The organism is Agrobacterium radiobacter, assembly GCF_040801995.1.
GTDB lineage: Bacteria > Pseudomonadota > Alphaproteobacteria > Rhizobiales > Rhizobiaceae > Agrobacterium > Agrobacterium radiobacter.
Genome location: NZ_JBEGHX010000002.1, coordinates 1964860 through 1978866 on the forward strand (window position 1 = coordinate 1964860; position 14007 = coordinate 1978866).

The following is a 14007-nucleotide window of genomic DNA, read 5'->3' on the forward strand; positions in this document are numbered from 1 at the left end:
ATGGCCCTTGTGACAGAATTCGACTATGGAACCCCCAAATCCCTCGCGACTGACATGGTGACGCTCACCATCGACGGACGTCAGGTAACCGTCCCGGCCGGAACGTCGATCATGCGCGCCTCGCGCGAAGCTGGCATCGATGTTCCCAAGCTCTGCGCCACCGATATGGTGGATGCCTTCGGCTCCTGCCGCCTCTGTCTTATCGAGGTGGAGGGCCGCAATGGCACCCCCGCCTCCTGCACCACGCCGGTCGCTGCCGGTCTCGTCGTGCACACGCAGACGGAGCGGCTGAAGCAGATCCGCAAGGGCGTGATGGAGCTTTATATCTCTGATCACCCGCTTGACTGTCTGACCTGCGCCGCCAATGGCGATTGCGAACTGCAGGATATGGCGGGTGCCGTTGGCCTGCGCGATGTGCGTTACGGTTATGAAGGCGACAACCACGTCAAGGCCCGCGACGGTGATGGCGATCTCAATGCCCGCTGGATGCCGAAGGACGAAAGCAATCCCTATTTCACCTACGATCCTTCCAAATGCATCGTCTGTTCCCGCTGCGTGCGCGCCTGCGAGGAAGTGCAGGGCACCTTCGCACTGACGATCGAAGGGCGCGGTTTTGAGAGCCGGGTCTCGCCCGGCGCACATGAGGCTTTCCTCGATTCCGACTGCGTTTCCTGCGGCGCCTGCGTGCAGGCCTGTCCGACGGCGACGCTTACCGAAAAATCGGTGATCGAGATTGGCCAGCCGGAACATTCGATGGTCACGACCTGCGCCTATTGCGGTGTGGGGTGCTCCTTCAAGGCGGAAATGCGCGGTGAAGAGCTGGTGCGCATGGTACCGTGGAAGGACGGGCAGGCCAATCGCGGCCATTCCTGCGTCAAGGGCCGTTTTGCCTATGGTTACGCCACCCACAGGGACCGCATTCTCAACCCGATGATCCGCGAAAAGATCAGCGATCCATGGCGGGAAGTCACGTGGGAGGAGGCCTTCTCTCACGTTGCCTCGGAGTTCCGGCGTATCCAGGGGCAATATGGCCGGGAATCCATCGGCGGTATCACCTCGTCCCGCTGCACGAATGAAGAAACCTTCCTCGTCCAGAAACTCATCCGCGCCGGCTTCGGTAATAACAACGTCGATACCTGCGCCCGCGTCTGCCATTCGCCGACGGGTTATGGTCTCGGGCAGGCTTTCGGCACCTCCGCCGGCACGCAGAATTTCGACAGCGTCGAGCAGTCCGATGTCGTGCTTGTGATCGGCGCCAATCCGACGGATGGCCACCCTGTTTTCGGCTCGCGGCTGAAGAAGCGGCTGCGTCAGGGCGCAAAACTCATCGTCATCGATCCGCGCCGCATCGATCTCGTGCGTACGCCGCATGTAGAGGCCGCTTTCCATCTGCCGTTGCTTCCGGGAACCAATGTTGCCGTGCTGACGGCACTGGCGCATGTGATCGTCACGGAAGGGCTGTTCAACGAGGCCTTCATCCGCGAGCGCTGCGACTGGTCGGAATTCGAGGACTGGGCGGCTTTCGTGGCCGAGCCGCGGCACAGCCCGGAAGAGACGGAACGTTTTACGGGCGTTCCGGCGGAAGATCTGCGTGGTGCTGCCCGGCTTTATGCCAAGGGCGGCAATGGCGCGATTTATTATGGTCTCGGTGTCACCGAACACAGCCAGGGTTCGACCACCGTCATGGCGATCGCCAATCTGGCCATGGCGACCGGCAACATTGGTCGTCCGGGCGTGGGCGTCAATCCGCTGCGCGGCCAGAACAATGTGCAGGGCTCCTGCGACATGGGGTCTTTCCCGCACGAGCTTCCGGGCTACCGGCATATTTCAGACGATGCGACGCGTGACGTCTTCGAGAAACTCTGGGGTGTGAAGCTCAACAACGAGCCGGGGTTGCGTATCCCCAATATGCTCGATGCGGCCGTGGATGGCAGCTTCAAGGGCATCTACATTCAGGGCGAGGACATTCTGCAATCCGACCCGGATACGAAACATGTGTCCGCCGGTCTCGCCGCCATGGAATGTGTCGTGGTGCACGATCTCTTCCTGAACGAGACGGCGAATTATGCCCATGTCTTCCTGCCGGGTTCCACCTTCCTTGAAAAGGACGGCACCTTCACCAATGCCGAGCGCCGTATCAACCGCGTGCGCAAGGTCATGTCGCCGAAGAACGGTTATGCCGACTGGGAAGTGACGCAGAAGCTGGCGCAAGCCATGGGTCTTGCGTGGAATTACGCCCATCCGTCCGAGATCATGGATGAGATCGCCGCGACGACGCCGAGCTTTGCCAGTGTTTCCTACGCCTATCTGGAAGAAAAGGGCTCGGTGCAGTGGCCCTGCAACGAGAAGTTCCCTGACGGTTCGCCGATCATGCATGTGGACGGTTTCGTGCGTGGCAAGGGCAAGTTCATCCGCACGGAATATGTGGCGACGGACGAACGCACCGGGCCGCGTTTCCCGCTGCTGCTCACCACCGGCCGCATCCTGTCGCAATACAATGTCGGGGCGCAGACACGGCGCACCGAAAACGTCGTCTGGCACGAGGAGGATCGTCTCGAAATCCATCCGCATGATGCTGAACAGCGCGGCGTGAAGGATGGCGACTGGATCAAGCTCGGCAGCCGGTCTGGAGACACGACGCTGAGAGCGCTGATCACCGACCGTGTGGCGCCGGGTGTGGTCTATACGACCTTCCACCACCCCGGCACGCAGGCAAATGTCATCACCACCGACTTCTCCGACTGGGCCACCAACTGTCCCGAATACAAGGTGACCGCCGTGCAGGTCTCGCCCTCCAACGGGCCGACCGAGTGGCAGGAGGAATATGATGCGCTTGGCCGCCGTGCACGGCGCATCGCCGGCAAGCTCGAAGCGGCGGAATAAGGAGGGCCGGGTGCGCCCGGCCTTGTCACACACAGAGGCGTCGGCTGACGGTCGGCGCGGGGGAATAGGTCATGTTGCTCAACCACACCGATGAAAAACTGGTGAGAATGGCGAACCAGATCGCGACATTTTTTCTGTCGCAGCCGGAAGATATTCGCATCAACGGTGTCGCCACGCACATCAACAAGTTCTGGGAGCCGCGCATGCGACGCCGGTTCTTCGAGATGGTGGATGCCGGGGCCGGTCATTTTCTGCCGCTTGTGCTTGCTGCGTCGAAGGAGATCAAGCGGCCCGGTGATCCGGCAGCCGATGCGGTTGGTCTCGGCGGTGATGCGAAGGGCGCGCCGGGCGGGAAGGGCGCAATTGCGGGTGAGTCCCTTTCCGAGCCGAGCATACCCGAAAACGCGGGGGCGTGAGCGGCAAGACCACAATTCAGACTTTCCGCCGGACAGGAGGACGTCCGGCAATATCGATGTTCGCCTGGCGGGGCGAATTTGAGATGTCCAGACATTCACGAGGGAGGTAATGTCAATGGCAGTAGCAGACGCAACGGCGGGAGAGGCGGCGCAAGCCGGGTTTTTGGACCGCGAACGAATAATCGCAAGACCGGGTTTCAATCGCTGGCTGGTGCCCCCGGCGGCCCTTGCCATTCATCTATGCATCGGCATGGCCTATGGCTTCAGCGTGTTCTGGCTACCGCTGTCGAAGGCGTTGCCGGCGACGGACCCCAGCTGCTCCAGCCTTACCCTTCTGGGCGCGCTGTTCACCACCGAGTGCAACTGGCGCGTGGCCGATCTCGGCTGGATCTATACGCTCTTCTTCGTTCTTCTTGGCTGCTCGGCCGCCATTTGGGGCGGCTGGCTGGAAAGAGTGGGGCCGCGCAAGGCCGGTTTCGTTTCCGCCTGCTGCTGGTGCGGCGGCATTCTGGTGGCGGCGGTCGGCGTCATCACCCATCAGCTATGGCTGATGTGGCTGGGCGCTGGCGTCATCGGCGGCGTCGGGCTCGGCCTTGGCTATATTTCGCCCGTATCGACGCTGATCAAATGGTTTCCGGACCGTCGCGGCATGGCGACCGGCATGGCCATCATGGGCTTCGGCGGCGGGGCGATGATCGGCGCGCCGCTCGCCAATCTTCTGATGAACAGCTTCAAGACGGATGTTTCGGTCGGCGTCTGGCAGACTTTCGTTGTCATGGCCCTGATCTATTTCGCCTTCATGATGGCGGGCGCCTTCGGTTACCGCATTCCGCCATCGGGCTGGCGTCCGGAAGGCTGGACGGCGCCTTCAGCAAAAAGCGCCATGATAACCCATCGCCATGTGCATCTGCGCGACGCGCACAAGACGCCGCAGTTCTGGCTCATCTGGGCGGTGCTGTGCCTCAACGTATCGGCCGGTATCGGCGTCATCGGCATGGCCTCGCCCATGTTGCAGGAAATCTTCGCCGGCTCGCTGATCGGCCTGCCTGGCGTGGGTTTTGCGGATCTTGACGCCGGGCAGAAGGCGCAGATTGCGGCGATTGCTGCCGGTTTCACCGGCCTGCTTTCGCTGTTCAACATCGGCGGACGTTTCTTCTGGGCGTCGATGTCCGACAAGATCGGCCGCAAGAACACTTATTTCTGCTTCTTCATTCTCGGCATCATTCTTTATGCGCTGGCGCCGACGCTGGCGACGATGGGTAACAAGGCGCTGTTCGTTCTGGCCTTCGGCATCATCCTGTCCATGTATGGCGGTGGTTTCGCGACCATTCCCGCTTATCTCGCCGATATCTTCGGTACGCAGTTCGTCGGCGCAATCCACGGTCGCCTGCTGACAGCCTGGGCGACTGCCGGCATTGCCGGTCCCGTCGTCGTCAACTACATCCGCGAAGCGCAGATCGCGGCGGGTGTCGCGCCCGGGCCGGCGCTCTACACCAGCACCATGTATATTCTGGCGGGCATGCTGGCGATCGGCCTCGTGGCCAACGCCTTCGTGCGGCCGCTTTCGGACAAGTGGTTCATGTTGGACGCGGAGGTCGCGGCACTGCAGGCCAAGACGGCGGCAGCCAATGCCGGCCCCACGGGCTCCTTCGGCATCGGACGCGGCGGGCTGGACGCCAAGGCGGCGCTGGCCTGGATTGCAGTCGGCATTCCGCTTCTCTGGGGCGTGTGGGTGACCGTGAAGAGCAGTCTGGCTCTGTTCGGCTGAACCTCCATCACCCCTTCGGTGGCGCAGGATCGCTGCTCCGCCCGCAACGAATATGCCGGCCCATGGCCGGCATATTACATAGACAAAATGCAGCTTGCCGGTAACTCGTCTGTCAACGCCAGCTGGCGAGCAGCCCTTCAAGCGTCTTGCGATCCTGTTCGTCCAGACGGGCAAGTCCCGGCGCTCGAACCGGGCCAACCTTTAGGCCAAGGATTTCCATGGCTTCCTTCACCACTGTCACGTTTGCGCCGTTGCGATAGCGCGTCCGCAGCCGCTCGAAGAGTTCGATCTTTTCAACGACCTTCCTTGCCGCTGAAAAATCGCCTGACGTCAGGGCCTCATGAACCTCAAGCGAGAATTGCGGAGCCACGTTGACGAGGCCGGATGTGAAGCCGCGGGCGCCCACTGCCGAAAAGGCGGGCGCCCAGCTTTCCGCAAGGCCGCAGACATAGAGCGCGCCCTTCTGATCGGAAGCGGCTATCGCACGCGACAGAAGCATGATGTCGGTCGTTGCGAACTTGATGCCAGCAACATTCGGATGGCTGGCAAGCCTCACCATGTCATCGACCGAAAAACCGTCGGCGCGGACATAGGCAACCAGCGGCAGCTCGCTGCCGTCAGCCAGACCGATGAAATAGTCGATCTGCGACTGAGGCGCTGCAAAGGGGTCGACCGGCTGATGGGACATGACGGCGGATGCGCCCATCTCCCTTGCCTGACGCGCCATGGCGAGAGCCTCGCGCTGCGAGCGTCCAATCGCCGCCGTGACCGGGGCTTTGCCATCAACACCTTTTATCGCGGCTTCGTAGACCCTGAGAATCTCGGCCGGTGTGAGAGCGTAGAATTCGCCGGTATTGCCGGCTGCAACGATGTTGTGGATGCCCGCCCTTGCAACGCGGGCATAGACCTCGGTCGTGACACCAATGTCGACTTCCCCGCCGGCCTCATAGGCTGTTACGGGAACGCCGGAGATGCCGTGCAGAGCCTGGCGAAAATCAAATGTCGTCATCAACTGGTTTCCTCAAGATGAAAGCGTCTTCAGATGGAAAACTTGTGTACGGCTGCCCCCGCAACGGGCGCATCAAAGGCAACAAGCGTGCCCGGCGTGGCAATTCCGTTCGTCTCGGTGACGAGACTTGTGAGATAGATCGTTTTGAGATCAGGACCGCCGAAACACGGCATGGTCGGCCCCCTGAACGGCAGCCTGTAGATCTCGAACAGTTCACCATCCGGTGAAAAGCGGTTGAGACGGCCAGCCTGAACGCCGGCGCTCCAGTAACAGCCTTCGCAATCGGTCGCCGCGCCATCCGGCCTGCCTTCGTCCGGTGCGAAATCGTGAAGACGTTCGGCCGGCCCGAGCCGGCCCGTCGCGACATCGAAATCGAACGCCTGATACATGAGACCGCTGCTGTCGGAATGATACATGCGCCTGCCATCCGGGCTCCAGGCGAGCCCGTTAGAGGTGAACATGTCGCCATCGATGATGCGTTCGACGCCGCCATCCGGCGCGACGCGATAGAGGCGTGCATTGCCCGTCTGTATCCCGGCCTCGTCGCGGGTCCCCACCCAGAAATGGCCGTCCGGGCCAACCTTCCCGTCGTTGAGGCGGCTGTCAGGCCGCCCTTCGTCAGGGTCGCACAGAAGTTCGAGTTTTCCGGTCGCGGGATCAAGAAGATGCACGCCGGTCTTGAGACCCGCCACGATCAGGCCATTGTCGCAAAGACCGAGACATCCCACCTGGGCGGGCATATCATATCTGTCGAGTTTTCCGCCCGGATGCAGGCAGAAAATGGCGGGGGCGAGAATATCGACGAACCACAGATTGCCCGTCCGCTCATCCCATGCCGGTGATTCTCCAACCTTCAACGGCGTATCGATAAGGGAGCGGAGTTTCGGCTCTATGATGCGCGGCTGGCTCACTGATTATTCTCCATTGCCCCATAGGGCTTCGTCCTTCGAATTGCGGAAACGCTTCTAGCCGCCGACGCCCTGAAACATGCGGGCGCGCGCCTTCAGGATGTGGTCTTTCATCGCGTCATGCGCAGCCTGCTCCTGGCGCGCAAAGATCGCTTCCACGATTGCCGTATGCTCGTTCTGCACCTCGCGCACATGTTGCGGCGTCCGCTTGAGGCTGAGGCTGCGTGTCACCGACTGGCCGATCGCGAAATGCGGCTTGAACCAGATCCGCACCGTGATGTGGAACTGGTTATGGCTCGCCTTCGCAATGGCTTCGTGCAGGGCAAAGTCTTCCTCCGCACCAAGATCGTTGCGCTCCAGACATTGTTCCAGCGCCGCAATGGCCTGCTCGATGCGGGCTTTATCGGCGGCCTGCCAGTTGCGCGCCGCAAGTTCGGCCGCTGAAGATTCAAGGCCGGACCGGAATTCGAAAAACCGCTGCACATCTGCAAGCGAGCCGACAGGAACCTGTTGCAACACGGACGAATCCGGCTGCTGGCGCACATAGGAACCTGACCCTTTCTGGGAGACGATGAGGCCATCGTTTCGAAGCCGCTCCAGGGCTTCGCGCACCACCGGCCGGGATGCGCCGAACAACGACGCCAGATTCTGTTCCGATGGCAGCCGTTCGTTCACGAGAAACCGCCCGTCCGAAATCATGCCGATAATTTTTTCGTAGATGATGTCGCTCAGCCGAGTCTCGCCTCGAGCGGCGGCAGATGCGGTTTGATTGTCCATCAGCAGCCCTTCCGTTGCAAATCGCTGAAGTTAATGGGTTTCCTGCATTTCAATCGCAACAGAAATCCCGGGGTTTTTGTGAGCGAGGGGGCTGTCGTGCCGATTTTTTCTTCAAGCCTGATCCTGAAAACCTATCTACGAATAAAAAATATGTAAAAAGCTGTCAATACTTGTAATCATCTGAAAACGCCCATATGGTCTGCCCCTGCCGATGGAGGATCGGTATGCTGGCTGGCCGGGAGGGCTGTTGCGGCACGGTGAAAACCGTTTCGCTGCCGGTGATTTTTTGGAGGATTGTCGATGCGCGATGGCGAAGCATTTTCACTGGGCGTAACGCGCCGAACCTTTATGGCGGGGCTTGGCGGCGTGGCCGCCCTTTCCGTCATCGGGACCTCGGCGCGGGCTGCTGCCGGCAAGCAGGCGCCGCAACTGGAGGCGCTGGTAAAGGACGGTAAATTGCCGCCCCTGGCCGAACGTCTGCCGAAAAATCCGATGGTGGTGACACCGCACGAGAAAATCGGCTCCTATGGCGGCACGTTGCGCCGTGGCCTGCGCGGTTCGTCGGACCATAACGGCATCCTGCGCATGGTCGGCAATCAGGGGCTGGTTCGCTGGAATATGGACTTCACCGAGGTTCTGCCGAACCTTGCGGTGAAATGGGAAGTCAACGACGATGCTTCGCAATTCACCTTCCATTTGCTGGAGGGCGCAAAATGGTCGGATGGTCATCCCTTCACCGCAGATGATGTGGTGTTCGCCATCGAGGACTGCATCAAGAACAAGGAGCTTTACAGCGCCACGCCAGCGCAGCTCTCCGTTGCGGGCAAGGCGGTCGATGTCGAAAAAGTCGACGATTTCACGGTAAAGTTCAAATTCGCAGCGCCGAATGCGCTTTATCTCGAAAACCTCGCCACGCCGCTCGGCCAGCATCCGACGCTGTTTCCCAAGCATTATTGCAGCAAGTTCCTGCCTAAATACAACACGGCGCTTGATGCCGATGTGAAGGCTGCGGGTGTCTCCAGCTGGACGGAACTGTTCCGGGCGAAGTGCGGCGATATCGAAATTCCGTCCCGCTGGTCGAATGTCGACAAGCCGACCCTTGATCCGTGGGTGGTGAAGGAACCCTATTCCGGCGGTGCGACGCGGGTGGTCATGACCCGCAACCCTTACTTCTGGCAGGTCGATACCGAAGGCAACCAGCTGCCCTATATCGACGAAATCAATTTCGGCATTTCGCAGGATGTCGAATCGCTGATGCTGAACGTCATTTCCGGCAAGATCGACATTCAGGAGCGCCATATCAGCGTTCTCGCCAACAAGCCGACCCTGTCTCAGAACATGAAAAAAGGCGATTATCGCCTGCTCACTCTGGTGCCGTCTGCCGCGCAGCAATGCCAGATCTACCTGAACATCACCCATAAAGACCCGGCAATGCGCAAGATGTTCGCGGACAAGTCCTTCCGTCAGGCGCTGTCCATCGCGCTCAACCGGCAGGAAATCATCGACATCGTCTATTTCAGCCAGAGCGAGGGGTATCAGGCCGGACCACGCCCGACACACCCCTGGTATAATGAAAAGCTGGCGCGCCAGTTTACCGAATATGATGCCGACAAGGCGAATGATCTTCTCGACAAGGCCGGTTACGACAAGAAGAACGGCAACGGTATGCGGTTGCGGCCTGATGGCCAGCCCGTCTTCTTCTCGATCGATGTCATCCCGACGCTCTATCCCGATCTGGTCGATGCGCTGGAACTGGTGAAGGCGCAATGGGCGCAGATCGGTGTCGACATCAAGGTCAACACCATCGAACGCGCGCTCTATTATACACGCGGCGATGACAACGCCCATGATGCTGCCGTCTGGCCCGGCCCCGGCGGTCTCGACCCGATGCTTGATCCGCGCGATTTCTTCGCATTCCACCCGCAGGGTTCGCGTTACGCCATTCCGTGGGCGCTCTGGTACACCTCGAATGGCCAGAAGGGCGAAGAGCCGCCGGAAAGCCAGAAGAGGCGCTTCAAGCTGTTTGACGAGGCGCGCTCGACGGCCGACCTTGCCAAACGCGGCGAGAAGATGAAGGAAATCTTCGATATCGCGGCGGAAGAGTTCGAGACGATCGGTCTCTGCCTTGCCGTTGGTGGTTTCGGCATCATCCGCAATAATCTGCGCAATGTGCCGGAAACGGAACCCGACAGCTGGACATGGCCCAACCCCGGCCCGGCGCTGCCGCAACAGTTCACCTTCACAAGCTGATACCACCACATGGGCGTCGCTGCCGTAACGCGGCGACGCCTCTCAGGTTGTTTCGACCATCCGCATACCGTTTCCTCAGTGGAAGGCGGTGCGTATGGCACAATGTGATTGCGAGAGCGACATGCTGCTTTTTATCGTAAAACGCCTGCTGTGGATGATACCGTCCCTGTTTGCCGTCAGTTTCCTTGCCTTTGTCCTGATCCAGCTGCCGCCCGGTGACTATGTGACGACCTATATCGCCACACTGGCTGCCTCCAACGAGGTCATCGACCACAATACCGCGGCGCAGCTGCGTGAACGTTTCGGCCTCGATGATCCCATGATCGTGCAATATCTGAAATGGATATGGGGCATCATCAGCCGTGGCGATTTCGGCATCTCGTTCGAATGGCAGCAGCCGGTTTCGGGCCTCATCTGGGAGCGTATGGCGCTGACGCTGGTTCTGGCCATCGCAAGCCTTCTCGCCACCTGGGCCATCGCACTTCCGATCGGCGTCTTCTCCGCCGTGCGCAAATATTCGATCGGCGATTATCTCTTCACCGCCTTTTCCTTCTTCGGCCTTTCCATACCCTCGTTCCTGCTGGCGCTGGTGCTGATGTATGTGGCTGCGGTGGAGTTCGGGGCCGATGTCGGCGGGCTGTTTTCAGCTGAATATGAAACGGCCTCCTGGAGCATCGCCAAGATGGTTGACCTTATGGCTCATATCTGGCTGCCGGTCGCCATTCTTGCCGTGTCTTCCACCGCAAGCCTCATCCGCGTCATGCGCGCCAACATGCTGGACGAATTGCCCAAGCCCTATGTGACCACGGCGCGGGCGAAAGGCTTGTCCGAGTTCAAGCTGCTGACGAAATACCCGCTCAGAATTGCGCTCAACCCGTTCATTTCCACCATCGCATGGCTTTTGCCCAACCTCATTTCGGGCTCCGTGGTGGTCGCCATCGTGCTCAATCTGCCGACGGCCGCACCCCTGCTTCTGCAGTCGCTGATGGCGCAGGACATGTATCTCGCCGGCGCTTTCGTGCTTCTGATCTGCGCGCTGACGCTGATCGGATCGCTTATCAGCGACATCCTGCTTGCGCTGGTCGATCCGCGCATCCGTCTCGAATAGGAGGGCGCCATGAGCGATATCACCATTACCACCAATGCCCGGCAGGACCGCGCCGCCGTCGCCTCGCAGTGGCAGCTCATCTGGTGGGCATTCAAGCGCCACAAGCTGGCCATGGCCGCCCTGTTCATCACCGTTGCCATGTATATCGTTGCGCTGGTGCCCGGCTTCTTCGCCATCAACGATCCGGTGCTGCAGAACGCCCGCGCCACCTTCCATCCGCCGCAGCGCGTCCATTTCGTCGATACGACCGAGGGTTTCTCGCTCGGGATGCATTATTATCCGCTGAAGCTGACCCGTAACCCCGAAACGCTGGCTGCCGTGTTCGTGGAAGATACGGCCAAGAAAATACCGATTCAGCTTTTTGGCAGGGGTTACGAATATTCCGTATTCGGCCTGTTCAACACGAATATCCACCTGCTGGCTTCCACCGACAAGACGCGCCCGCTTTTCCTGTTCGGCGCGGACCGCCTCGGACGCGATGTCTTTAGCCGCGTGGTGCAGGGTGCGCAGGTTTCCCTGTCGATCGGTCTCGTCGGCGTGTTTTTCTCGCTGCTGCTCGGCGTCGTCCTGGGCGGTATCTCCGGTTATTATGGCGGTCGCATCGATTTCGTCATGCAGCGCGTGATCGATTTCGTGCTGTCGCTGCCCACCATTCCCATCTGGCTGGCGCTGGCCGCCGCCCTGCCGCAGGGCTGGCCTGCCACGCTTCAATACATGATGATCACCATCATCCTGTCCCTGACCGGCTGGGCGCAGCTTGCCCGCGTCGTGCGCGGCCGGTTCCTGTCGCTCCGAACCGAAGAATTCGTGGCCGCGGCGCGGCTGGATGGCGTGCCGGAAGGGCGCATCATCTTTCGCCATATGCTGCCGAGTTTTTCGAGCCATATCATCGCCTCGGTCACGCTTGCGGTTCCGGCGATGATCCTTGCGGAAACCTCGCTCTCATTCCTCGGTCTCGGTCTCCAGCCGCCGACGATTTCCTGGGGCGTGCTGCTTCGCGAGGCGCAGAACATCCGCTCGATCGCAACCGCGCCATGGCTGTTCCTGCCGGGCGTCGCTGTTGTCATTGCCGTCATGGCGCTCAATCTGCTCGGTGACGGCCTGCGCGATGCAGCCGATCCCTATAATAAGTGAGGTCCTGATGAGCGACATTCTCTCCATGAAGCCCGCCAGGCCACTGCTCGAAGTCCGCAATCTCGTGACCGAATTTCCGGTCCGAAACGGCGTCTTCCGGGCGGTCAACGATCTGTCTTTTTCCATCGATCCCGGCAAGACCCTCTGCGTCGTCGGCGAAAGCGGCTCCGGCAAATCCGTCACCGCCCGCTCGATCCTGCAGATCATCGACACCCCCGGCCGCATTGCGACCGGGTCGATCATCCTCAACCGCGCCGATGGCACGTCACTCGATCTGGCAAAGCTCGATCCGCGCAGCCGGGCCATCCGCTCGGTGCGCGGCGCTGATATCGCGATGATTTTTCAGGAGCCGATGTCGTCGCTTTCACCCGTGCATACGGTGGGTGATCAGATCACCGAGGTCCTGCGTCTGCATCTGAAAATGAGCAAGGCACAGGCGCGGGCCGAGGCCATCGAGCTGCTGCGGCAGGTGGAAATTCCCAATCCCGAAAAGGCGCTGGATCGTTACGCTTTCCAATATTCGGGCGGCATGCGCCAGCGTGCGATGATCGCCATGGCGCTGGCCTGCAAACCGCAACTGTTGATCGCCGACGAACCGACGACGGCGCTTGACGTCACCACACAGGCCGAAATACTCGACCTGATATCGCGGCTGCAAAAGGCGCATGGCATGGCGGTGCTGTTCATCACCCATGATATGGGCGTGGTGGCGCAGATCGCCGATGACGTGCTGGTCATGCATCATGGCGTCGCCAAGGAATATGGCACCGTTGAGCAGATATTCCACAGCCCGCAGGATCCCTATACCCGCATGCTGATCGGCTCCGTGCTGAAGCTGGAGCAGAAGGCGGAAATCCGGCTTGCGCGGCCTCCACTCGATCTAACGGCTGCGCCGGTGCTCGAAGTGAACGACCTTTCCATGCACTTCGGTGAAATGAAGGCGCTGGATGGCGTGTCGATCAAGCTTCTCCCGGGCGAGACGCTTGGCATCGTCGGCGAAAGCGGCTCCGGCAAGACCACGATGGGCCGCTCTATCATGCGTCTATACGATCCGACCGGCGGCGAAATGCGTTATCGCCGGGCGGATGGCACAGTCGTCGATCTGGCCAAGATCGAAGGTGCCGAACTGAAGGCCGCGCGGCGTGAATTGCGCATGGTTTTCCAGGATCCTTTCGGCTCGCTCAATCCGCGCATGACGGTGGCGCAGGTCATCGGCGAGCCGTTGCTGGTCAACGGCATTGCCAGGGGCAGGGAATTGGATGAACGCGTCTGCGCCCTGATGGAGCAGGTGGGTCTCGATCCTGCCGGGCGCGAACGCTACCCGCACGCCTTTTCCGGCGGCCAGCGCCAGCGCATCGGGATTGCCCGCGCCATCACCCTGAAACCGCGCATCATCGTTGCGGATGAGGCGACATCGGCGCTGGATGTTTCGGTGCGGTTCCAGGTGCTGGATCTGCTGATGCGTCTGCAGGACGAGCTTGGTCTCGCCTACATCTTCATCAGCCACGACATCGGCGTAATCAGATACATGTGCGACCGTGTCGGGGTGATGTATCGCGGCAAGCTTGTCGAGGTGGGAGACGCCGAAAAGGTCTGCAACGCGCCCGACCATCCCTATACGCAGGCGCTTCTTTCCGCCATTCCGCGCCCGGACCCGCGGGACCGGGACCGCACCCGCAGGTTCCGCTACGTCGAACCGCCCGAGATCAAAAACGGGATCGCCGCCCGATAGTGTTGCGCCCGTTGCGCGCTGC

At 60.7% G+C, this 14007-nt stretch carries 10 protein-coding genes; 7 read left to right on the forward strand and 3 right to left on the reverse strand.

The annotated features are described in order from the left end of the window. The 3 genes from fdhF (at nucleotide 1) to MRBLRC7O_RS22785 (ending at nucleotide 5067) form a co-directional block, all read left to right on the forward strand. Nucleotides 1-2883 (forward strand): formate dehydrogenase subunit alpha, encoded by a 2883-nt coding sequence (gene fdhF / locus MRBLRC7O_RS22775; RefSeq protein WP_020810956.1) that lies wholly within the window; start codon nucleotides 1-3, stop codon nucleotides 2881-2883. 71 nt (nucleotides 2884-2954) lie between these two features. After that, on the forward strand, nucleotides 2955-3299 hold the full coding sequence (locus MRBLRC7O_RS22780; RefSeq protein ID WP_020810957.1) for a formate dehydrogenase subunit delta: 345 nt from the start codon (nucleotides 2955-2957) through the stop codon (nucleotides 3297-3299). Nucleotides 3300-3414: 115 nt separating this feature from the next. Next, complete coding sequence (locus MRBLRC7O_RS22785) at nucleotides 3415-5067, forward strand: OFA family MFS transporter (protein WP_367727691.1); 1653 nt, start codon at nucleotides 3415-3417, stop codon at nucleotides 5065-5067. Between the two features lie 112 nt (nucleotides 5068-5179). Here MRBLRC7O_RS22785 and MRBLRC7O_RS22790 read toward each other — a convergent pair whose 3' ends face one another. The 3 genes from MRBLRC7O_RS22790 to MRBLRC7O_RS22800 are packed head-to-tail and all read right to left on the reverse strand — an operon-like array spanning nucleotide 5180 to nucleotide 7761. After that, nucleotides 5180-6076, reverse strand: a complete 897-nt coding sequence (locus tag MRBLRC7O_RS22790) for a dihydrodipicolinate synthase family protein (RefSeq protein WP_020810959.1) — start codon at nucleotides 6074-6076, stop codon at nucleotides 5180-5182. Between the two features lie 29 nt (nucleotides 6077-6105). After that, nucleotides 6106-6987 (reverse strand): SMP-30/gluconolactonase/LRE family protein, encoded by an 882-nt coding sequence (locus MRBLRC7O_RS22795; protein WP_020810960.1) that lies wholly within the window; start codon nucleotides 6985-6987, stop codon nucleotides 6106-6108. A 54-nt stretch (nucleotides 6988-7041) separates the two neighbouring features. Beyond that, nucleotides 7042-7761, reverse strand: a complete 720-nt coding sequence (locus MRBLRC7O_RS22800; protein WP_020810961.1) for a FadR/GntR family transcriptional regulator — start codon at nucleotides 7759-7761, stop codon at nucleotides 7042-7044. 300 nt (nucleotides 7762-8061) lie between these two features. Between MRBLRC7O_RS22800 and MRBLRC7O_RS22805 the strand changes: the two genes are divergently transcribed. The 4 genes from MRBLRC7O_RS22805 (at nucleotide 8062) to MRBLRC7O_RS22820 (ending at nucleotide 13985) form a co-directional block, all read left to right on the forward strand. Further along, nucleotides 8062-10011: an ABC transporter substrate-binding protein gene (locus MRBLRC7O_RS22805; protein ID WP_020810963.1), complete on the forward strand. Its 1950-nt coding sequence runs from the start codon at nucleotides 8062-8064 to the stop codon at nucleotides 10009-10011. 121 nt (nucleotides 10012-10132) lie between these two features. Continuing rightward, entirely contained in the window at nucleotides 10133-11119 is a 987-nt protein-coding gene (locus MRBLRC7O_RS22810; RefSeq protein ID WP_003505682.1) for an ABC transporter permease, read from the forward strand. 9 nt (nucleotides 11120-11128) lie between these two features. After that, entirely contained in the window at nucleotides 11129-12253 is a 1125-nt protein-coding gene (locus MRBLRC7O_RS22815; protein ID WP_020810964.1) for an ABC transporter permease, read from the forward strand. Between the two features lie 7 nt (nucleotides 12254-12260). Next, nucleotides 12261-13985 (forward strand): ABC transporter ATP-binding protein, encoded by a 1725-nt coding sequence (locus MRBLRC7O_RS22820; RefSeq protein ID WP_020810965.1) that lies wholly within the window; start codon nucleotides 12261-12263, stop codon nucleotides 13983-13985. Nucleotides 13986-14007 lie beyond the last annotated feature (22 nt).

Bases quoted from the DNA above. Each gene is read 5' to 3' on its own strand.
- fdhF (WP_020810956.1), top strand. From the start codon at position 1: ATGGCCCTTGTGACAGAATTCGACTATGGAACCCCCAAATCCCTCGCG.
- MRBLRC7O_RS22780 (WP_020810957.1), top strand. From the start codon at position 2,955: ATGTTGCTCAACCACACCGATGAAAAACTGGTGAGAATGGCGAACCAG.
- MRBLRC7O_RS22785 (WP_367727691.1), top strand. From the start codon at position 3,415: ATGGCAGTAGCAGACGCAACGGCGGGAGAGGCGGCGCAAGCCGGGTTT.
- MRBLRC7O_RS22790 (WP_020810959.1), bottom strand. From the start codon at position 6,076: ATGACGACATTTGATTTTCGCCAGGCTCTGCACGGCATCTCCGGCGTT.
- MRBLRC7O_RS22800 (WP_020810961.1), bottom strand. From the start codon at position 7,761: ATGGACAATCAAACCGCATCTGCCGCCGCTCGAGGCGAGACTCGGCTG.
- MRBLRC7O_RS22805 (WP_020810963.1), top strand. From the start codon at position 8,062: ATGCGCGATGGCGAAGCATTTTCACTGGGCGTAACGCGCCGAACCTTT.
- MRBLRC7O_RS22810 (WP_003505682.1), top strand. From the start codon at position 10,133: ATGCTGCTTTTTATCGTAAAACGCCTGCTGTGGATGATACCGTCCCTG.
- MRBLRC7O_RS22815 (WP_020810964.1), top strand. From the start codon at position 11,129: ATGAGCGATATCACCATTACCACCAATGCCCGGCAGGACCGCGCCGCC.
- MRBLRC7O_RS22820 (WP_020810965.1), top strand. From the start codon at position 12,261: ATGAGCGACATTCTCTCCATGAAGCCCGCCAGGCCACTGCTCGAAGTC.